We start from the raw sequence: 20,260 nt of genomic DNA, 5'->3' as shown, positions 1-20,260 counted from the left end.
TGATTTTACCAGATAAACTGGAAAAATGCCTGATTCGTCACGGGCTTACGTTTATGTGGGACACATCCAACTGGCGGCACCGCTCCGGCACCGCCCAGGAAGCAGCTTAACGCCCTCTTCCGCCTCGCCCGCCCATCACGCCCAGGCGGGATTCGTGGGCCGATGCGCCGCGCGGCTGCCAGTCATCGCCGCGCGGCGAAGACGAAGCGCTGCGCGGTGCGCGCGGCTTGCCGCCCGCGCCCGGGCCCTTGTTATTGCCGCCGCCGGCGCGCGAGCCTTCCGGCTTGTTACCACCACCGGCGCGGGAGCCTTCGGCCTTGTTGGGACCACGGCCCGCGCCTGCCGGTTTGCCGCCACGGCCGGCATTGCCGCCACGCGCACCCGCCGGCTTGCCACCGGGCTTGCCGCCCGAGGGCTTGCGGCCGGCGCCTGCCGGCGCCTCGGCCACATTGCCGACCGCCGCGGGCATTGCCGGGCCGTTCGCCGCCGCCGCGCGGGGGCCGCGGGGCTTGCCGCCCGCCTTGCCGCCAGGACGGCCGCCCGGCTTGCCGCCAGCCGCGCCACGGCTGCCCGCGGGCTTGCCGCCCTTGCGGTTGCCGTTACCGTTGCCGGAGGATTCGCTGGCCAGGGGATGACCATTGGCATAGCCGCCGGCGATCATCAGGCCGGTGCCGAAGGGGTCCGACGGACACGCCGCCGTCTGACCGGCGCTGCCCACGCGGCCACCTTGAATCTTGCCGCGGCGGCCGATGCGGGCGCCGTTCATGCCATTGCGGTCCAGCGTACCGAAACCGGGAGGCAAGGCACTGTCGTGCGATTGGGGTTGCTTGGAGCGACGGCGGTTGCCACCGGCATCGTCGTCTTCGCGCAACAAACCGAGTTGAACCATCAGCGCGGTCACCAGCGACGCGTCGAGTTCTTCCCAGCGGCCACGGCGCAGCGTGCGCGGCAGCACCACGTCGCCAAAACGGGTGCGGATCAGGCGGCTGACCGTCACGCCGACCGCCTCGAACATGCGGCGCACTTCACGGTTGCGGCCTTCCTGCAGGGTCACGCGGTACCAGCGGTTGCTGCCGTCGCCCCCCAGGTAGTCAAGCGCGCCGAAAGCGGCCACGCCGTCTTCCAGCTCGATGCCGTCGACCAGCGACTGGCGCTGCGCTTCGTCCATTTCGCCCAGCACGCGCACGGCGTACTCGCGTTCGGTGCCATAGCGCGGATGCATGATCCGGTTGGCCATGTCGCCCGACGTGGTGAATATCAGCAGGCCTTCGGTGTTCAGGTCGAGCCGGCCAACCGACAGCCACTTGCCCGTGCGCAGCTTGGGCAGGCGCGCGAACACGCTGGCGCGGCCGCCCGGGTCGTCATGGCTGACGATTTCACCGGAAGGCTTGTGATACAGGATCACGCGCGGCGGCTTCTTGGTGTTGGTCCGCATGATGGGCTTGCCATTGACGCGGACCTGGTCGTTCGGGGCCACGCGCTGGCCGATATGGGCCGGCTCGCCGTTGACCGACACGCGGCCGGCGACGATCAGCTCTTCCATTTCGCGGCGCGAGCCGATGCCGGCGTCGGCCAGCACCTTGTGCAGCTTGGGCATGACCACGTCGCTGTTCAGGTACTTGCCCAGCCGCTGCTCCATGCGGTCGGCGGTATCCAGGTACGCCAGCGCCTGCTCGGCCTCTTGCTCACCGCCACGGGTATCTGCCGTATCGGCCTGGCTGGCCTCCGGGGCCTGCCCTTCGGCAGCCGGCGCCTGCTCGGCGGCAGCGGCATCGCCACGGCGGCGGCGGAACGGCGTACGCAGCTTGCGGCCGCGCCCGCGGGCTTCGCCCTCGGCGGCCGGCTCGCGGGTAGCAGAAGCGTCCGGCTGCCCGTTGGAAACGGCGTCATCCGGACGGGGATTATCGTCCTGCATTGCTGTATTCGTTGTCACTGGGACAGCTCCGAATTTCAAACTTGGGTAGGCCTGCCGGCGGCAGGCTCATCATCATCGGGGGACGCCGGTTCGCGATCAGCCTTGGACTGATCGGAATCCGGCTCGGCAGGCTCCGCCGGGGCGGAGCCGGTATCGGGCTCGAACGCGTCGGCGCCAGGCGCCAGGGGTTCGGCCGTGTCTATCGGTTCGGTCGGTTTCGCGCTTTCCGCGTGCTCGACACGTTCGTTTGCGTCGCCAGGTTTTGCGGCTGCGTCAGAACTGTCGGAATCTGCATGGTTTTCGGACAACCCGCTATGCGCCTCTTGGGCGGCATCCACGCCCGGTGCCTCGGCTTCATCGAAGCGCCCGGCATTCTCGATGCCCACGGATGGCGCATCGGACAAGCTTTCGGCCTGCACCCGGACGGTGGAATCGTCTGCGGGAATCGCGTCTTCTTCTGTGCGCGAAAGCGGGGATTCTACGCTATCGACCGACGCTATGGTTGCATCGTCGTCCGAAACAGACAATTCCGCAACCGGGATATTGGCCTGCGCCTCATCGCCAGCCTCACCGGGATTGACCGGCGCCTCGCCTTCGGCGGCCACGGCATCGCCCTGCGCTTCGGCCTCGGCGGCCTCCGCCAGTTGCTGCACTTCGCCCAGATCCAGACCCGCAAGGGCCGCCGCCGCGTGCGCCGATTCCAGCGCGGGCAGCTCGTCCAGCGCACGCAGACCCAGATCATCCAGGAACTGCCGCGTGGTGCCGAACAGCGCCGGGCGCCCCGGGGCGTCGCGGTGGCCGATTACTTCGATCCAGCCGCGGTCTTCCAGCGCCTTGACAATGTTCGACGATACGGTGACGCCGCGGATGTCTTCGATGTCGCCGCGGGTCACCGGCTGGCGCCAGGCCACGATCGCCAGGGTTTCCATCACCGCGCGCGAGTACTTGGGCGGCTTTTCGGGATTGAGCCGTTCCAGGTAGCGCTGCATGTGCGGCCGGCTCTGGAACCGCCAGCCCGTGGCCAGCTGCACCAGCTCCAGACCGCCATCGGCCCAGTTGGCCTGCAGCGTTTCCAGCAACGTGCGCAGGGCACTGTTGTCGAATTGTTCATCGTCCCCGAACAGCTTGCGCATTTCGGACAGTTGCATCGGCTGCACCGCGCAAAGCAGCGCGGTTTCCAGCACGAGTATTGCCTCGCTATCGTTCATCGACATTCAAATTCAATAAAAGGGGCTAACTTGCGTTAGGTTGAAAATAAGGTTAATATTCTTTTCTCAGACGCGGGGTGGAGCAGTCTGGCAGCTCGTCGGGCTCATAACCCGAAGGTCGTAGGTTCAAATCCTGCCCCCGCAACCAAATTGATCAGGGCCTGGCGAATGCGCCGGGCCTTTTTCATTTGCGCCGACAATTTTTGCGCCAACGTTTCTTGTGCCAGCAATTGTTCAACGACGGACCGGACCGCCGGTTCGATCGCGCGCACGGCGGCAATAGCAATGGCAATGGAACCCAAGCCAGCGCCAACACCGAACCCGCACGGCACGCCGGCTCGCGCAGCCGCCCTGGCCCACCCATGGGCAGGACGGCTACGGACGGTGCTGGTTTGCGAATTTCTCACGAGCTTCCTGTGTTTACTGCCAAGCGCCGCGGGCGTACGCCACGGGGGCCGCGCCCGGCAAGATGGGCTGCACGCAATGGACTGAACGCGCGCCCCGGCAACAAGCGGGGACAATGTTTTAAGCAAAATCCGGAAAAGCTGGCATAACAAGCCAACAAGCCTGCGGAACACGCCATGTCCGGCGCTTGTTTTCCGCGGCAATCGATATTGCGGTAATCGATATCAAGGACCTGAACCGTCAGGCACCCACCTCGGTGCGGCGCATATGCCGTCAACCGGAAAAGCGGATGCGCCTCCCCTCGTGCACACCTGGAGCCGTGCTCCGCGATGCGGCGGCTTATTCAAGCCGGAATTACGATTCTTAGATGTTTTCCAAGGCTGCATGCTTGGGGGCACGGGCAAAAGCCCCGCGACACAGCGCCCAGCCTGTCGATAAAGCACTTAAATTATACCGTTATATACCCGCGCCTCAACCCAAGGCACCGCGCACTCGCCCGCGCGAACCCCCGCCACGCCTCCCGCAGCGCGATCGGCCCTACTGCGTATCCCACGGCGCCGACCCCAGCCGTTCCACGAGGAAGTCCAGCATCGAACGCAGGATCAAGGGCATCTGCCGGCGCGAGACATAGACGCCGTAGAGGCCGAGTTCCTGCGGCTTGGCTTGCGGCAGAATCGCCTTCAAGCGGCCATCGGCCACATATTCGGCGGCGTAGTAGGTCGGCAACATCGCGATGCCCGCCCCCTCCAGCGCGGCCTGGGACAACACCGACACTTCGTTGGCACTGATGTTGCCGCTGACCGGCACATCCACCGGCACACCCTCGCGCTCGAAACGCCAGAGGCTCTTGCCAAAATAGGAATGGGTCAGGCAATTGCGCAAGGACAGATCCTCGACCCGCGCCGGCTCGCCCTCGCGCCGCAGGTATTCCGGCGACGCGCAGACCACCGACCGGCACACCGCCAGCTTGCGCGCGATCAGATTGGGATCGAGGTCATTGGTGATGCGCACGGCCAGATCGACCCGCTCTTCCACCAGATTCACGGCCCGCTCGACCAGCATCAGGTCCACCGAAGTGCCCGGATGCAGCTTGACGTAGTCGGTGACGACGCGCGCCAGATGCCGAGAGCCGAACGACATGCTTGTCGTCATGCGCAGCAGACCGCGCGGCGTGTCTTCCGGCGTGGACACCGCATTGCGCAGGTCACCCACCATATCGAGCATCTGCCGGCAGCGCGGCAGCGTTTCGGCGCCCGCCGGCGTCAGGCTGAGGCGGCGGGTGGTGCGATGCAGCAGGCGTACCCCCACCCACTGCTCCATTTCCGCCAGGTAGCGAGACACCATGGCCCGGGACATATCCAGATGAACCGCCGCCGCCGACAAACTTCCTCTGTCGGCAACCTCCACGAACACCTGCATCGCTTTCAATCGGTCCATGATTGTCTCGATTTTTGCATCAGACTTTCCGGTTATACCGTATTTCCGTGCACTTTCAGTACCTGAAATGACGGCCCGCAACCCCTCACAAGACTGATCGGTACAAATTCAGGCCGGAAATTGCCCCAGCGCGGCGCACGCCGCCGCACGCACCTCGGCGACGTCCACGCCTCTAACGATATAGACCAATTGCGACAGGCGGCCATCATCCGGCCACTGGGCCAGCGGCCGGATAGGATAGAGCTCGCCATGCACGCCATGCACTTCGCAGGGCAAGGACTCACCCTCGAAACAGACCAGCCCCTTCATCCGCAGTAGCGCCGGGCCGAATTGCTCCTGGATGCGGGAGACGCCCGCCAGGAAGGCCGCGCGACCGATGGGAGCCACCAGGGTCAGGGAAAAACTGGCCACTTGCGCATGCCGTGCCGCCATCGGCTTGGAAAACGCCTGCAGCCAGGCTGCCAGATCGGTGCCATCGCGACGCGCCTGCGGATCAGCGCCTTCCAGCAATACGCCGGCCAAGGGCGCATCGTTGCGCTGCACGCAACGCCTGGCGCCGGGATTGATTGCGATCACCGCCTGCTCCACCCCGCGCAATTGCGCGGCATCGGCCAGGTCGGATTTGCTGAATACGATCGTATCGGCCAGGGCAAGCTGGCGCAGGGCCTCGGGCTGGGTCTCGAGTTGCTCCGGGCCATGACGCACGTCGACCAGCACGAGCGCGCCCTGGTAGGCGTAGCGCTCGGCCAGAAAACGGTCGTGCTTGAGGGTGAAGAGCACCGGCGCCGGGTCCGCCAATCCGCTGGTTTCGATCAGCACCCGCCGAAACGGCTTGATGCGGCGGCTGACGGCCAGCATGAACAGCTCGCGCAGGGTGTCCGCGACCGCGCCGCTGACCACACAGCACAGGCAGCCGCCCTCGATCAGGACGATGTTGTCCTGCGCCTGACGGACCAGGTGATGATCCACGCCAATATCGCCGTACTCGTTGACGATGACGACCGCGTCGGCGTAGGCCGGCTCTCGCAACAGGCGATTGAGCAGTGTCGTCTTGCCGCTACCCAGAAACCCCGAAATCACCGTTACGCCGATGCGCTTGTCGTCTTGCGTGCCCATCCATCCCGGAGCCTTGCCCCGCCCTCGCTAGTGCGCCGGTCCCCAAAGCGGGAACGGATCCCGGATGGTAGCCAATTCCACGGCCGGCCGGGCCATTTCTTCCTGGGTCATCAGGCAGTCGGTCAGGCGCGCACGCAGCGCGGCCTCATCCATGCCGATGCCGATCAAGACCAGTTCCTGGCAGCGGTCGCCATGGACAGGATCCCAGTCCGCCACGATGCGGGCGCGTGACTCCGCATCGTCCGGCCAGCGTTCGGCCGGCAGCGCGGCCCACCAATACCCTGCCGCGCCATAGCGCGTGACCGGTCCGGCCTGCGACCAGGACGCGGCGATCGCGGGTCGCGTGACCAACCAGAAATAGCCCTTGGACCGCACCACGCCCGGCCACTCCTCGTGCACCCAATCCCATAGCCGTTGCGGATGAAACGGCCGGCGGGCACGGAACACGAAACTGCCAATGCCATATTCCTGAGTCTCGGGCACGCGGTCTCCGCGCAACTCCTTGAGCCAGGCGGGCGCCTGCGCCGCCGCCTCGAAATCGAAGCGCCCGGTATCCAGCACCCGCGCCAGCGGCACGCAGCCGAATTCGCCACGCACGATATCCGCGCGCGGATTGAGCTTGTGCAGGATGGCTTCCAGGCGCGCCAGCTCGTCGGGAGCCACCAGATCGGTCTTGTTCAACACCATCACGTCGCAGAACTCGACCTGCTCGATCAGCAGGTCCACCACGGTGCGCTCATCCCCTTCGCCCAGCGCCTGACCCCGCGCGGCCAGGTTGTCGTGGCTGGCGTAATCGCGCAGGAAATTGAACGCATCCACGACCGTCACCATGGTGTCCAGCCGCGCAATGTCGGAAAGGCTGGACCCGTCTTCATCCCGGAACGTGAAGGTTTCGGCGACCGGCAAAGGCTCGGAAATGCCAGTGGATTCGATCAGCAGATAATCGAACCGCCCCTCGGCGGCCAAGCGGCGGATCTCGATCAGCAGATCCTCGCGCAAGGTACAGCAGATGCAACCATTGCTCATCTCCACCAGCTTTTCATCAGCCCGCGACAAGGCCGCCCCACCCTCGCGCACCAGCCTCGCGTCGATGTTGACCTCGGACATGTCATTGACGATGACCGCGACGCGCCGGCCCTCGCGGTTGTTCAGCACATGGTTGAGCAGGGTCGTCTTGCCCGCGCCCAGGAAACCGGACAACACCGTCACCGGCAAGCGCCGGTCTTGCGGACGCGCCGCGCCTTCTGTCTGCATGATGATCACCTCGTCAAAATTAGAATGTTATTACATAACACTTTCTTTGACGAAAGGGGATTCAAGAAAAACCGCCAAGACTCGAATCCGCCGGCCAGCCAAACGCCCGAGCCACTGGAGATGCCAGCCACTGGAGATGCCAGCCACTGGAAACGCCAAGCCCCGCGCGATCAACGCGCATCGAAAAACCAAACCAAAAGGGCCATTCACTTGCGTGAATGGCCCTGAATTCTTTGGCTCCCCGAGCTGGGCTCGAACCAGCGACCTGCGGATTAACAGTCCGTCGCTCTACCGACTGAGCTATCGGGGAACTGCTAAGAAACGAGATTATGAACGAAAAAAACGAAGCATGCAAATCGCGACTTTTTTTGCATAAGTAGCCGCCCTTGTTTCCCATCGCCAAAAAACTCTGATATGATTTCGGTCTTTCCAGATCGGGCCCCATAAAAAGGCGTTGAACTGGGAAGAAAAAAGATGTTTTGCTTTCCCCTTCTGGCCTGCCGGAAACGAAGCAAATGGTCTTGCCGGCATAGCTCAGTTGGTAGAGCAGCGCATTCGTAATGCGAAGGTCGTAGGTTCGACTCCTATTGCCGGCACCAAGATTCAAAAAGCAGCCCTCTCGGGCTGCTTTTTTCATTTCCGCGGCAGAAAGCCGCGGATGGGCTGACAACGGGCGCAACGACAAGCGCGCCAACCCGCGCAGCAGTGAGCGCAGCCATAAGCGCAGCCACAAGTGCAGCCACAAGCGCAGCCACAAGTGCAATCCGCCGTCGCCAAGTCTGCCACGGGAACTCCCGGCCCCCGCCATGCATCCAACCTGCTGGACACCACCCAGCGGGAACAACCATGCGCATCCTTCTTGTCGAAGACGACATCATGATCGGTGAAAGCGTGTTGGATTGCCTGCGCGCCGAGCACTACGCCGTCGACTGGGTCAAGGACGGCCACGCCGCCGACTTGGCGCTGCACACCGATCCCTACGACCTCGTCCTGCTGGACCTGGGGCTGCCCAAGCGCGACGGCCTGGCGCTGCTACGCGACCTGCGGGCCCGCAAGGACCGCACCCCCGTGCTGATCGCCACCGCGCGCGACGCCATCACCGACCGCATCGCAGGCCTGGACGCGGGCGCCGACGACTACATCGTCAAGCCGTACGACGTGGACGAACTGCTGGCCCGCATGCGCGCCCTGATCCGCCGCAGCGCCGGCCGGGCCGAACCCATCTTTGAACACGATGGCGTGACCATCGATCCGCAATCGCATGCCGCCACGGTCGATGGCACCCCGGTGCCGCTGACCGCCCGCGAATGGGCCGTGCTGGAACCCCTGATCGCTCGTCCCGGCATGATCTTTTCGCGCGCCCAGCTCGAAGAAAAGCTCTACAGCTGGAAGGACAGCGTGAGCAGCAACGCGGTTGAGGTTTATATTCATGGCCTGCGCAAGAAACTGGGTCCGGACCTGATCCAGAACGTCAGAGGCGTCGGCTATGTCATTCCCAAAACATGAGCATTCCGCTTAGCTATTCGCTGCGGGCCCGCTTGCTGTTCTTCCTGCTCGCCGCGATCGCGGTGGGGGCGCTGGTGCAAGGCGCCGTCGCCTACCGCAGCACCTTGCAGCAGGCCGACGACATTTTCGACTCGCTGCTGCAGCGCACCGCCCTGTCGCTGGGCACCGGCGACGGGCTGCTGCGGATGGGCCCCACGCACGCCAAAGGCTCGGCCACGCCCGTAGCTGATGACCTCATCATCCAGATCTGGACGCCGGACGGCGTGCGCGTCTTCAACTCCCGCTCGCGCCGCCCCCTGCCCGACCAGATCATCCTCGGCTTTGCCGACGCCCAGGTGGAAGGCAGCACCTACCGCGTCTATTCGCTGGCCACGCCGTTCCAGGTGATCCAGGTGGCGCAGGACATGAACGTGCGCAAGCGCATGGCCAGTTCGCTGGCCTGGCGCACGATCGCGCCGATCGCGGCGGCGGCGCCGCTGCTGATGCTGATCGTCTGGTGCGTGATCAGTTGGTCGCTGCGGCCGGTCAAGCGCGCGCGGGCCCAGGTGGCCGACCGGCGGCCCGAGGACCTGTCGCCCATCGACGTGCCCGACCTGCCCGATGAAATCCAGCCCCTGATGCAGGAACTGAACCTGCTGCTGGAGCGGATGCGCGGCGCGTTCGCGCTGCAAAAGCAGTTCGTCGGCGATGCGGCGCACGAATTGCGCTCGCCGCTGGCGGCGCTGACCCTGCAACTGCAGTCCCTGCGCCGCGCGGGCGACGAAGGCAGCCGCCGCGTGGCCGAACAGCGCCTGGCGGCCGGCATCGAGCGCGCCACGCGGCTGGTCGAGCAACTGCTGTCCATGGCGCGCCACGAAGACTCGGCCGAGCAGCCGCCCGCCGAACCGGTGGACCTGGGCGAGGTACTGCGCCTGGCGCTGTCTGAAACCTTGCCGGCGGCCAATGCCAAGGCCATCGGCCTGGACCTGCAGGGCACCCCCGAAGCCTGGGTGGCGGGACATCGCGATGCGCTGGTGCTGCTGACGCGCAATCTGCTGGACAACGCCATCAAATACACGCCCGACGGCGGCCATGTCGGCATCCGGCTGGACACGCAAGCGGGTCGCGTCACCCTGCTGGTCGACGACAACGGCCCGGGCATCCCGCCTGACGAACGCACCCGAGTGTTCGACCGCTTCTACCGCGTGGAAGGCAATACCCAGCACGGCAGTGGCCTGGGGCTGGCCATCGCGCGCGCCATCGCCGAACGCCACGGCGCGGTCATCACGCTGGAAGACGCCCCGGGCGGCCAGGGCCTGCGAGCCAAGGTGGACTTCCCGCAGGGTCATCCGCCGACTTAAGTTTCACCTAAGTGTCAGGCCCGAAGATAGCGCCATGTCCTCAAACATGAACGCAGGAGCCGACATGAAGACCTCGCAAATGAACCCCTCGCGCCTGGTGCTGGCGCTGCTGGCCGCCGGCGCGATTGGCGGCGCGGGCGCCACCGCCGCGTTTGGCGGCGTTTCGATGGCAGCCAATGCGCCGTCGCCCGTGGCTACCGCCGCCCCCGCGATCGGGCCGACCAGCGCGCCTAACTTCGTGCAGATCACGCACGACTACGGCCCCGCCGTGGTCAACATCAGCATCAGCGGCACGCGCAAAGTGTCCGATGACGACGAGGATCCGTTCGCGCAATTCTTTGGCCAGATCCCCGGCGCGCGCGGCGGCATGCCGTCGCGCGAAGTGCCGATACGCGGCGAAGGCTCGGGCTTCATCGTCAGCAGCGACGGCATCATCCTGACCAACGCGCACGTGGTGCAAGGCGCCAAGGAAGTCACCGTCAAGCTGACCGACCGCCGTGAATACCGCGCCAAGGTACTGGGCGCCGACACGCAGACCGACGTGGCCGTCATCAAGATCGACGCCAAGAACCTGCCAGTCGTGAAAGTGGGCGACGTGAACCAGCTGCAGGTCGGCGAATGGGTGCTGGCCATCGGCTCGCCGTATGGCCTGGAAAACACCGCCACGGCCGGCATCGTCAGCGCCAAGGGCCGCTCGCTGCCGGACGACACCTCGGTGCCGTTCATCCAGACCGACGTGGCCGTGAACCCGGGCAACTCGGGCGGACCGCTGTTCAACGACCGCGGCGAAGTCGTCGGCATCAATTCGCAGATCTACAGCCGCACCGGCGGCTTCCAAGGCCTGTCGTTCTCGATCCCCATCGACGTCGCCTACAAGATCAAGGACCAGATCCTGGAGCACGGCAAGGTGCAGCATGCGCGCCTGGGCGTCACGGTGCAGGAAGTGAACCAGGACCTGGCCAATTCGTTCAAGCTGGATACGCCGTCTGGCGCGCTGGTGTCCAGCGTGGAAAAAGGCAGCGCGGCCGAAAAAGCCGGTCTGCAGCCGGGCGACGTGGTGCGCAAGATCAACGGCAAGACCATCGTCTCCTCGGGTGACCTGGCCTCGCTGATCACGCTGGCCACCCCCGGCGACAAGATCACGCTGGATCTGTGGCGCAACGGCTCGGCCAAGGAAGTGGTGGCTACCCTGGGCGGCATTCCCAAGGACCGGACGCAGGCTGCCGGCGAGAGCCGCGAGGTGCAGAAGGGCCAGCTCGGCCTGGCGCTACGCCCGCTCTCCCCGCAGGAGCAGGAAGCATCGGGCACGCAGGGACTCTTGATCGAGCAATCGGCGGGTCCGGCCGCCAAGGCCGGCATCCAACCGGGTGACGTGCTGCTCTCGCTGAACGGCGTGCCGGTACACAACGTCAGCCAGGTCAAGGACGCCCTGTCGAAGGCGGGCAAGACCGTCGCGCTGCTGGTGCAACGCGGTGAAGACAAGATCTTCGTGCCGGTGCAGCTCGGCTAAGTGCTCCGGGCAGCCGGGGGCGCGGTTGCGCCCCCGGCCAGCCTGAACATTACTCCGCGTCGGGCTGCTTGCCCGGCGCAGCCGCATCGAATGCCGGCAACTCGCGGCAGGCGGCATCAATGCGCACCACCGTGGGCATGGCGCTCAGGTCGCACTCCAGGCGGCGCGCGTTGGCCACCTGCGGCACCAGGCACAGGTCCGCGATGGTGGGCGTGTCGCCGTGGCAGAACTTGCCCGTGGCCGTGGAGCCGGTCAGTTGCGCCTCCAGGGCTTGCAGCCCCTGATCCACCCAGTGGCGGTACCAGGCGTTCTTGGCGGCCTCGTCCACCCCCAGCGTATGCTTCAGGTACTTCAGCACCCGTAGGTTGTTCAGCGGGTGCGTGTCGCAGGCAATGCCCAGCGCCAGGTCGCGCACCCGCGCGCGGCCGATCGGATCGGCCGGCAGCAGCGGCGTCTGCGGATGGGTTTCTTCCAGGTATTCGATGATGGCCAGCGACTGGCCGATGACGGCGTCGCCATCGATCAGCGTGGGCACCAGCCCGGTGGGATTGACCTTGCGGTAATCCGGCGAGAGCTGCTGTCCGCCATCCTTCAACAGATGCACAGCCAGGTATTCGTACGGCAGGCCTTTCAGGTTCAGGGCGATGCGCACCCGGTACGCGGCCGAGCTGCGGAAATAGCTGTACAACTGCATGAAGTCTCCTTGGTTCTTGTCGCGCGCCACGCCCGCCGGGCGTTGCGCTTTTTGATGTGCGCCGGGACGCCGCGCGCCTATTCCAGCGATTCGGTCTGGGCCGCCTTGCGCGACAGGCCCTTGGGCAGCGGGAACGCCACGTTTTCTTCCAGGCCGGGCATGGTGCGCACCGACACCGCGCCCAGTTCCTTGACCCGCGCGATCACTTGCTGCACCAGGATCTCGGGGGCCGAAGCGCCGGCGGTCACGCCGATGCGCTTACGGCCGACCAGCCAGGCCGGGTCGATGGACTGCGCGCCGTCGATCAGGTACGACGCCACGCCCATGCGGTCGGCGACTTCGCGCAGGCGGTTGGAATTGGAGCTGTTGGGGCTGCCCACTACCAGCACCAGGTCGCACTCCGGCGACAGCATCTTGACCGCGTCCTGGCGGTTCTGGGTGGCATAGCAGATGTCGCTTTTCTTGGGCTCGACAATGCCCGGAAAGCGCGCCTTGAGCGCCTTGGAGACCGCCGCGGCATCGTCCACCGACAGCGTCGTCTGCGTGACGTAGGCGAGGTTGTCGGGGTTGGCGACCTCAAGGCCTGCCACGTCCTCGACGGTTTCGACCAGGTACATGCCCCCCTGGGCCTGGCCCAGCGTGCCTTCGACTTCCGGATGGCCCTTGTGGCCGATCATGATGATCTCGCGGCCGGCGGCGCGCATGCGCGCGACTTCGATGTGCACCTTGGTGACCAGCGGGCAGGTGGCGTCGAACACCTGCAGCCCGCGCGCCTCGGCCTCGGCCCTCACCGCCTTGGACACGCCATGGGCCGAGAACACGACGATCGCGCCGGCCGGCGCGTCGTCCAGCTCGTCAATGAAGATGGCGCCCTTCGCGCGCAGGTCTTCGACCACATAGCGGTTATGGACGATCTCGTGGCGCACATAGATCGGCGCGCCATGCAGTTCGAGCGCGCGCTCGACAATGTCGATGGCGCGATCCACGCCGGCACAGAAGCCGCGCGGCTGCGCCAGCAGGACTTCGGCATCGGCGGCGGTGACAACCTGGCTCATCAGAGAACTCCCAGCAGCGCCACGTCGACTCGCAAACGGACGCCCGCGAGCGGGTGGTTGAAATCGAACAGCGCCGATTCCTCGTTGATTTCCTTCAGGACGCCCGAATACCGGCCGCCATTGGGGGCGGCGAATTCGACCAGGTCGCCCGGCTCGAACGTGGCGTCGGCGCCGGCGTGCTCGGCGAGCATCTTGCGCGTGACGCGCTGGATCAGCTCGGGGTTGCGGTCGCCATAGGCGTCGGCGGGCTCCAGCGTCACGCTGAAACGGTCACCCTCGGCCTTGCCCAGCAAGGCGGCCTCCAGGCCGGGGGCCCATTGGCCGCTGCCCATCTGCAGCGTCGCGGGACGGCCGTCGAAGGTGTCGGTGAACACCGAATCCTGGCCCGGACCGGAGGCCAGCGTGATGCGGTAGTGTAGCGTCAGGTAGGAGTCCGGACGGACCAAAACGTTCACTTCATTAGAGGCGATGCTCAAGATCTGCCACCGTGTTTAAACAGTAAGTAAACCCTGATTTTAGAGCCTCTTATGAAATTGTCTGCGCGGGTGTCCAAACACGAGCGTCCCCGAGAGCGCCTGCTGCGCCATGGCGCCGCCGCGTTACAAAATGCCGAACTGCTCGCCATCGGGCTACGCACGGGGGTGCCGGGCCTGAATGTGCTGGATCTGGCCGGCCAGCTGCTGGAACGTTTTTCCGGCCTGCGCGGGCTGCTGGGCGCCACCCCCGAAGAATTGCTGGCCGTGCCCGGCCTGGGCACGGCCAAGGCCTGCGCCCTGGCGGCGGTGCTGGAACTGGCCAAGCGCGCCGTCGAAGAAGAGCTAACGCGCGACAGCACGCTGGATCACCCCTCGCGGGTGAAACAATATTGCAAGGTCACGCTGGCCCACCGCCGCATCGAGCACTGCATCGCCCTCTACCTGGACAGCCAGTTGCGGCTGATCGCCAGCGGCGAGTTGGCGCGCGGCACGCTGTCGCAGGCCTCCGTGTATCCCCGCGAGGTCGTGCGCGAGGCCCTGCGGCACCATGCGGCCGCCCTGATCGTGGCCCACAACCACCCCTCCGGATTGGCCGAACCCAGCGCGGCGGACCAGGCGTTCACCGGCCACCTGAAACAGGCGCTGGCGCTGGTGGACGTCACGCTGGTGGACCACCTGATCGTTGCCGGCGACGAGGTCGCCTCCATGGCGGAACTGGGCCGGCTGTAGGGCGCGCGGCTCGAACAGCAACTGCCCCCCTCCGGGAAACCATCCAGGCCGCGGGGGCTGCGCGCCTGCCGGGATTTCGTTAGACTACCGCCCGATATTGCTTTAGGCTTAACCTAATTTCCGCTCTCGCGACCCTGCGCCTTTCATGAAACGCTTGTGGGATATTTCCCCGCCCGTCTCCACGGCTTCGCCCGTGTTTCCGGGCGATACCCCGTACCGCCAGCAATGGAAGTGGTCGCTCGCGCCCGGCTGCCCGGTCAACGTCAGTGAAATCACGCTGTCGCCCCACGTGGGCGCGCATGCCGATGCCCCGCTGCACTACCAGAACGGCGCCGCCGCCATCGGCGCGGTATCGCTCGAACCCTTCCTGGGGCCCTGCCGCGTCATCCACGCGATCGACTGCGGCCCGCTGATCACCCCCGACCACCTGATCCACGCGGCCGCGAACCTGCCGCCGCGCATCCTGGTGCGCACCGCCAAGCACGCTGCCCAGGAATGGTGGACCGACGATTTTTCGGCGTACGCTCCCCAGACCATCGAATGGCTGGCCGAGCGCGGCGTCATGCTGATCGGGTTGGACACCCCCAGCATCGACCCCGCGTCCAGCAAGACCCTGGACAGCCATCACACCATCTTGCGGCACGACATGCGGGTTCTCGAGAACCTGGTGCTCGATGACGTGCCGGAAGGCGATTACGAACTGATCGCACTGCCGCTGGCTCTGGTCCAGGCTGACGCCAGCCCGGTACGCGCCGTCTTGCGCGAACTGGGCTGAAATACCGGCTGCCGGACGGCCGTGCGGACCGCGGGGCGCGACGATCGCGCCCGCGTGTTGCACCGGCCGACCGCTATCTGAAGAAGCTCGACCATGAAAAACCCTTCCGACCCGCGCATGGCGCTTGCCTGCGCCTGCCTGCCGTTCTCCGGCTGGCGTCGCCTGCCCGCCTCCGCCCGCCGCGCCGCGCCGCCCTGCCAGGGAGGCCAAGCATGAGCCGCAAGGACCGCCCCGAAGACATCGTCCGCGAAGAAAAGGCGCAGCTGGATTTCGCGCGCGACATGACCTACGGCGACTACCTGCACCTGGACGCGCTGCTGGGCGCCCAGCACCCGCTGTCGCCCGAGCACAATGAAATGCTGTTCATCGTGCAGCACCAGACCAGCGAGCTCTGGATGAAGCTGATGCTGCACGAGCTGCGCGCCGCCATCGCCAACGTGGCCGCCGACCGCCTGCAACCGGCCTTCAAGATGCTGGCCCGCGTCAGCAAGATCATGGAACAGCTGGTCCATGCCTGGGACGTGCTGGCGACGATGACCCCGCCCGAGTATTCCGCCCTGCGCCCTTACCTGGCGCGCTCCAGCGGTTTCCAGAGCTACCAGTACCGCCAGATCGAATTCCTGCTGGGCAACAAGAACGCGGCCATGCTCAAGCCCCACGCCCACCGCGCCGACCTGCTGGCTCAGGTGCGCCAAGCGTATGAGGCGCCGTCGCTCTACGACGAATCGTTGCGGCTGCTTGCCCGCCACGGCGTCGCCGTGCCGGCCGACCACCTGGAGCGCGACTGGACCCAACCCTACCAGGCGTCCGATGGCGTCGAACAAGCCTGGCTGACGGTCTACCGCGACACGGACCGCTACTGGGAGCTGTATCAGCTGGGCGAAAAGCTGACCGACCTGGAAGACGCCTTCCGCTTGTGGCGTTTCCGCCACGTCACCACCGTCGAACGCGTCATCGGCTTCAAGCGCGGCACCGGCGGCACCTCGGGCGTGGATTACCTGCGGCGCATGCTGGAAGTGGTGCTGTTCCCGGAGATCTGGAAGCTGCGCACGGAACTCTAGGCCGCATAAGCCCGTCCCCATATCGCTGGAAATGGGGGCGGCGCTGGCGGGCCCGCCCTTGCCCATCTGGTCAGTGCGGCCGATCCCATGCTAGAATTTGCAGTTACTTTTCGGATACGTGGCAAGAACCGCGACGTACGTGTCGTACCGCATGACGTACAACATGCGCGATTCCTGCTGGCGACCCTAACTTTTGAACGACTCGCCCCCGAGTCCTAGGAACGCACCATGAAAGAAGGCATTCACCCCGAATACCGCGAAGTCGTCTTCGCCGATCTGCAAACGGGCAACAAGTTCATCACCCGTTCGACGGTCCACACGCGCGAAAACATCGAAATCGATGGCAAGACGTACCCGCTCTTCAAGTGCGACGTGACCTCCGAATCGCACCCGTTCTACACGGGCGCCCAAACGCGTATCGTCGAAACCGGCCGCGTGGAAAAATTCCGCGCCCGTTTCGCCCGTACGGCCGGCACGGTCAAGTCCGCTTCCTGATCCTGTTGCTCCTACGGGAGTCACAGCAAAAAGGCAGCCTTCGGGCTGCTTTTTTTTCCTCCCTGGCCCTGCTCATTAACAACTAGGGGCTGGCGCTTCCCGACCACTCGGTTACATTAACGCCCGTGTCCCCACTTTCCATTTCCACTCCGGCCCGGCTGACGTCGATGGCTACCGCGAAGCTGCCCAGGCTGATCCTGCTTGGGTTGGCCCTGGCCTATGTCGTCGCTGGCCTGTTCATGCGCGACCCGTGGAAAACGGACGATGCGGTTGGCCTGGCGACGATGATCACCGCCATCCGCGAGGGCGGCATCACCTGGCTGCTGCCGCAGGTGGGGCATCTGGCCCATGCCGAGGAAGGCCCGCTGATCACCTGGGTGGGCGCGGTCTGCATCTGGCTGTTCGGCCCCTTCATCGGCGACATCACCGCCGGCCGCCTGCCCAACCTGTTGTGGTTCGGCATCACGGCCATGAGCGTCTGGTATGGCACCTATCTACTGGGCCGTCGCGCCGAGGCCCAGCCGCTGGCCCTGCCCTTTGGCGGCGAACCCGAACCGCGCGACTACGGCCGCATGCTGGCGGACGCGGCATTGCTGTTGCTGCTGGCCACCGTCGGCATCCTGCAGCGCACGCACGAAACCACGGTCGTCCCGGCCATCATGGCCTGCCAGGCGCTGGCCTTCTATTCACTGGCCCGCACCGTCGACCGGCCCGTCACGGGCTCGACCACGCTCGGCATCGCGCTGGCCGCCAGCTTCCTGACGCGCGGCTGGGTCGGTGCGCTGCCGATCATGATCGCCGCCCTGCTCGCCTTCTATCCGCGCGGCCCCTTGTGGAAATGCAAGCGCTGGCTGCCGTGGGCCGTCCTGGTGACGGCCATGCTGATCCTGGCGTGGTGGATCCCGGCAAGCCAAAGCAGTGAATACTGGATCCGCAACTGGAAGAGCTGGAACCTGTCGTCGTTCGCGGTGCCCTCGTGGCACGACGTGGGCCGCACGCTGCGCGACCTGCCCTGGTACCTCTGGCCCACCTGGCCGTTGGCGCTGCTGGCGGTCTGGCGCTGGCGCGCCTGGATCTACGCGCCGCACATCTGGCTGCCGCTGATGCTGCTGATCTGCTCGGCGCTGGCGCTCTTCACGCTGGATGAAGCCAGCGATTCCGAATACGTGCTGATGGCCGTGCCCTGCGCGGTGCTGGGCGCGTTTTCGCTGCCGACCCTGCGGCGCGGCGTGGTGAACACGCTGGATTGGTTCGCCGTAATGTGTTTTTCACTGACGGCCGCCACCGCCTGGCTGGGCTGGGTCGCCCTGCACTTCCAATGGCCCGCGCAGATTTCGCGCAATATCGGCCGCCAGACGACCGGCTACGAACCCGTGATCTCCTGGTTCGCCTTCGCCCTGGCACTGGTTGTCACCCTGGGCTGGATCGCCCTGGTGGTCTGGCGCCTGCGGGTCAAGCCCCAGGCGCTGTGGCGTGGCACCGTGCTGTCGGCGGGTGGCCTGACCGTGACCTGGATCCTGCTGGTGCTGCTGTGGCAGCCCGCGGTCGACTATGCCCGCAGCTACCGCACGGTATCCGGCGAATTGGCGCAGGCCGTGGCGCAGAACATCCGCCCCGGCGAATGCGTGCGCGGGCTGAGCCTGGGCAGCGGCCAGCGCGCGTCGTTCCTGATCTTCAACAACCTGACGTTCACGTTCGACTCTAAGTGCACGCTGGTGCTGCAGCAAACGACCAACCAGAGCCTGCGCGACAACACCGCCGCCTATAGCGACAGCGCCGACGTGCTCTGGCAAGGCGGACGCCGCGCCGATCGCCAAGAGGTGTTCCGCCTGTTGCGCGTCGGCCCCACCCGATGAGCACTGCCGCAGCGGCGCCGATCAGTTTCGGCGCCACCCTGCGCGGCATCGCCAAGCAGGCTTGGCCGGTGCTGATCAGCCAATGGGCTGGTATCTCATTCGGCGTGCTGGACACCGCCATGACCGGCCACGCCAGCGCCAGCGACCTGGCGGCGATGGCGCTGTCCGCCTCCATCTACATCACCATCTTCGTCGGCCTGATGGGCGTCGTCCACGCGCTCATCCCCATCCTGGCGCAGCACTTCGGCGCCGGCAACAACCTGGAAGTGGGCCGCAGTTGGGGCCAGGGCGTCTGGCTGGCCTTGGGGCTGTCGGTGGTCGGCGCCATCCTGATGCTGTTCCCCGATGCCTGGCTGTCCATGTCGGGCAACGTCGACCCCGCCGTGCGCGACCGCATCGCGTCCTACCTGCGCGCGCTGGTGCTGGCACTGCCCGCCGCGCTGGTGTTCCGCACCATCTATGCGTTGGGCACATCGGTGTCGCGCCCCAAGCTGGTCATGGCGATCAACCTGACCGCCATCGGCTTCAAGGCATTTTTCAATTGGCTGTTCATCTACGGCAGCCTGGGCCTGCCGGCCATGGGCGCGACCGGCGCCGGGCTGGCCACGGCCCTGGTGTCGTGGATGAGCCTGGGGCTGGGCCTGTGGGTGATCACGCATGACCGCTATTACCGGCGCTTCCGCCTGCACGTGGGCCGGCCGGACTGGAAGACCCTGAAAGAGCTGCTGCGCCTGGGCATCCCCATGGGCGGCTCGTACCTGGTCGAAGTGTCGGCCTTCACCTTCATGGCCTTGCTGGTGGCCCGCGAAGGCACGTACGTCACTGGCGGCCACCAGATCATGTCGAACCTGGCGGCGCTGTGCTACATGATGCCGATGGCCCTGGGCGTGGCCACCGCCGCCTTGACGGCGCAGGCGATCGGCGCCGGTAATCTGGCGCATGCCCACCGCACCGGCATGGCCGGCCTGGCGTTGGGGCTGATGGGGGCGCTGTTGACCGCGGTGGTGCTGCTGGCCGGCCGCCCGCTGATCCTGGCGGCCTACACCGGCGACAGCCAGGTGGCGGCCGTGGCCACCACGCTGCTGGCCGTGCTGCCGCTGTTCCACCTGTTCGATTCCATGCAATGCATCAACTCATACCTGCTGCGCGCCTACAAGGTCGCGGTGGTGCCGCTGCTGCTGCAGACGGTGGCGTTGGCCGGTGTGGGCCTGGTCGGCGGCTGGTGGTTTGGCTTCGGTCCCGGGCGCGGCGGTTTGGACGGGCTGCGCAACTTCCTGGTGCCCGGCTCGCCGCAGGGCGCCGGCACGATGTGGCTGATGGCCATGGCCGGCCTGGCGCTGTCCGCCGCGCTGCTCCACTTCTGGTACCGGCACATCGTCCGCGCCGTGGCGCGATAGGCGGATACCGCCCAACAAAAAAGACAGCCGC

General features: G+C 66.1%; 18 protein-coding genes and 3 tRNA genes. 12 read left to right on the top strand and 9 right to left on the bottom strand.

The window, feature by feature from the left end:
* Positions 1-106: 106 nt before the first annotated feature.
* Positions 107-1,915, bottom strand: a complete 1,809-nt coding sequence (rluB, locus tag A9974_RS10030; protein ID WP_183003942.1) for a 23S rRNA pseudouridine(2605) synthase RluB — start codon at positions 1,913-1,915, stop codon at positions 107-109.
* Between the two features lie 35 nt (positions 1,916-1,950).
* On the bottom strand, positions 1,951-3,123 hold the full coding sequence (gene scpB / locus A9974_RS10025) for an SMC-Scp complex subunit ScpB (RefSeq protein WP_370539610.1): 1,173 nt from the start codon (positions 3,121-3,123) through the stop codon (positions 1,951-1,953).
* A 71-nt stretch (positions 3,124-3,194) separates the two neighbouring features.
* On the opposite strand from scpB, the gene A9974_RS10020 reads away from it, so the two are divergent.
* Positions 3,195-3,271 (top strand) — tRNA-Met (locus A9974_RS10020).
* Positions 3,272-4,065: 794 nt separating this feature from the next.
* On the opposite strand, the gene A9974_RS10015 is transcribed toward A9974_RS10020, so the two are convergent.
* The 4 genes from A9974_RS10015 to A9974_RS10000 all read right to left on the bottom strand — a co-directional run bounded on the left by A9974_RS10015 (position 4,066) and on the right by A9974_RS10000 (position 7,645).
* Positions 4,066-4,965, bottom strand: coding sequence for a LysR family transcriptional regulator (locus A9974_RS10015; protein ID WP_183003940.1), 900 nt, complete (start codon positions 4,963-4,965; stop codon positions 4,066-4,068).
* A gap of 108 nt (positions 4,966-5,073) precedes the next feature.
* Positions 5,074-6,081: a GTP-binding protein gene (locus tag A9974_RS10010; RefSeq protein WP_183003939.1), complete on the bottom strand. Its 1,008-nt coding sequence runs from the start codon at positions 6,079-6,081 to the stop codon at positions 5,074-5,076.
* 27 nt (positions 6,082-6,108) lie between these two features.
* Positions 6,109-7,335 (bottom strand): zinc metallochaperone GTPase ZigA, encoded by a 1,227-nt coding sequence (gene zigA / locus A9974_RS10005; RefSeq protein ID WP_183003938.1) that lies wholly within the window; start codon positions 7,333-7,335, stop codon positions 6,109-6,111.
* A 234-nt stretch (positions 7,336-7,569) separates the two neighbouring features.
* Positions 7,570-7,645: transfer RNA gene (locus A9974_RS10000), tRNA-Asn, on the bottom strand.
* A gap of 213 nt (positions 7,646-7,858) precedes the next feature.
* On the opposite strand from A9974_RS10000, the gene A9974_RS09995 reads away from it, so the two are divergent.
* The 4 genes from A9974_RS09995 (at position 7,859) to A9974_RS09980 (ending at position 11,691) form a co-directional block, all read left to right on the top strand.
* Positions 7,859-7,934 (top strand) — tRNA-Thr (locus tag A9974_RS09995).
* 247 nt (positions 7,935-8,181) lie between these two features.
* Positions 8,182-8,841, top strand: a complete 660-nt coding sequence (locus tag A9974_RS09990; protein WP_183003937.1) for a response regulator — start codon at positions 8,182-8,184, stop codon at positions 8,839-8,841.
* Entirely contained in the window at positions 8,838-10,181 is a 1,344-nt protein-coding gene (locus A9974_RS09985; protein WP_183003936.1) for an ATP-binding protein, read from the top strand. The genes A9974_RS09990 and A9974_RS09985 overlap by 4 nt, the downstream gene beginning before the upstream one ends.
* Positions 10,182-10,245: 64 nt before the next feature.
* Positions 10,246-11,691, top strand: a complete 1,446-nt coding sequence (locus A9974_RS09980; protein WP_183003935.1) for a DegQ family serine endoprotease — start codon at positions 10,246-10,248, stop codon at positions 11,689-11,691.
* A gap of 49 nt (positions 11,692-11,740) precedes the next feature.
* Here the strand turns inward: A9974_RS09980 and maiA are convergent, their stop codons facing one another.
* The 3 genes from maiA to A9974_RS09965 form a co-directional block, all read right to left on the bottom strand.
* The gene (gene maiA / locus A9974_RS09975) at positions 11,741-12,385 is read right to left on the bottom strand and encodes a maleylacetoacetate isomerase (RefSeq protein WP_183003934.1); all 645 of its coding nucleotides are present in this window, start codon (positions 12,383-12,385) and stop codon (positions 11,741-11,743) included.
* A gap of 77 nt (positions 12,386-12,462) precedes the next feature.
* Positions 12,463-13,440, bottom strand: coding sequence for a 4-hydroxy-3-methylbut-2-enyl diphosphate reductase (gene ispH, locus A9974_RS09970; RefSeq protein WP_183003933.1), 978 nt, complete (start codon positions 13,438-13,440; stop codon positions 12,463-12,465).
* Positions 13,440-13,916 (bottom strand): peptidylprolyl isomerase, encoded by a 477-nt coding sequence (locus A9974_RS09965; protein WP_183003932.1) that lies wholly within the window; start codon positions 13,914-13,916, stop codon positions 13,440-13,442. Before A9974_RS09965 ends, ispH begins: the two co-directional genes overlap by 1 nt.
* 51 nt (positions 13,917-13,967) lie before the next feature.
* On the opposite strand from A9974_RS09965, the gene radC reads away from it, so the two are divergent.
* From radC to A9974_RS09935, 7 genes are all read left to right on the top strand, one after another.
* Positions 13,968-14,645, top strand: a complete 678-nt coding sequence (radC, locus tag A9974_RS09960) for a DNA repair protein RadC (protein ID WP_183003931.1) — start codon at positions 13,968-13,970, stop codon at positions 14,643-14,645.
* Between the two features lie 145 nt (positions 14,646-14,790).
* Positions 14,791-15,420, top strand: coding sequence for an arylformamidase (kynB, locus tag A9974_RS09955; protein ID WP_183003930.1), 630 nt, complete (start codon positions 14,791-14,793; stop codon positions 15,418-15,420).
* Between the two features lie 93 nt (positions 15,421-15,513).
* The gene (locus tag A9974_RS29450) at positions 15,514-15,636 is read left to right on the top strand and encodes a hypothetical protein (protein WP_255468113.1); all 123 of its coding nucleotides are present in this window, start codon (positions 15,514-15,516) and stop codon (positions 15,634-15,636) included.
* Positions 15,633-16,481, top strand: a complete 849-nt coding sequence (gene kynA / locus A9974_RS09950; protein ID WP_183003929.1) for a tryptophan 2,3-dioxygenase — start codon at positions 15,633-15,635, stop codon at positions 16,479-16,481. The genes A9974_RS29450 and kynA overlap by 4 nt, the downstream gene beginning before the upstream one ends.
* Before the next feature lie 228 nt (positions 16,482-16,709).
* Positions 16,710-16,976: a type B 50S ribosomal protein L31 gene (locus tag A9974_RS09945; RefSeq protein ID WP_057284973.1), complete on the top strand. Its 267-nt coding sequence runs from the start codon at positions 16,710-16,712 to the stop codon at positions 16,974-16,976.
* A gap of 125 nt (positions 16,977-17,101) precedes the next feature.
* On the top strand, positions 17,102-18,832 hold the full coding sequence (locus A9974_RS09940; RefSeq protein WP_183003928.1) for a glycosyltransferase: 1,731 nt from the start codon (positions 17,102-17,104) through the stop codon (positions 18,830-18,832).
* Positions 18,829-20,229: an MATE family efflux transporter gene (locus A9974_RS09935; protein ID WP_183003927.1), complete on the top strand. Its 1,401-nt coding sequence runs from the start codon at positions 18,829-18,831 to the stop codon at positions 20,227-20,229. Before A9974_RS09940 ends, A9974_RS09935 begins: the two co-directional genes overlap by 4 nt.
* The last annotated feature ends 31 nt before the right edge of the window (positions 20,230-20,260 follow it).

The sequence above is a fragment of the Achromobacter sp. UMC71 genome (assembly GCF_014170305.1).
Lineage (GTDB): Bacteria > Pseudomonadota > Gammaproteobacteria > Burkholderiales > Burkholderiaceae_B > Achromobacter.
The sequence above is the reverse complement of the archived record's forward strand: the minus strand, read 5'-3'. Positions and strand labels throughout refer to the sequence as shown.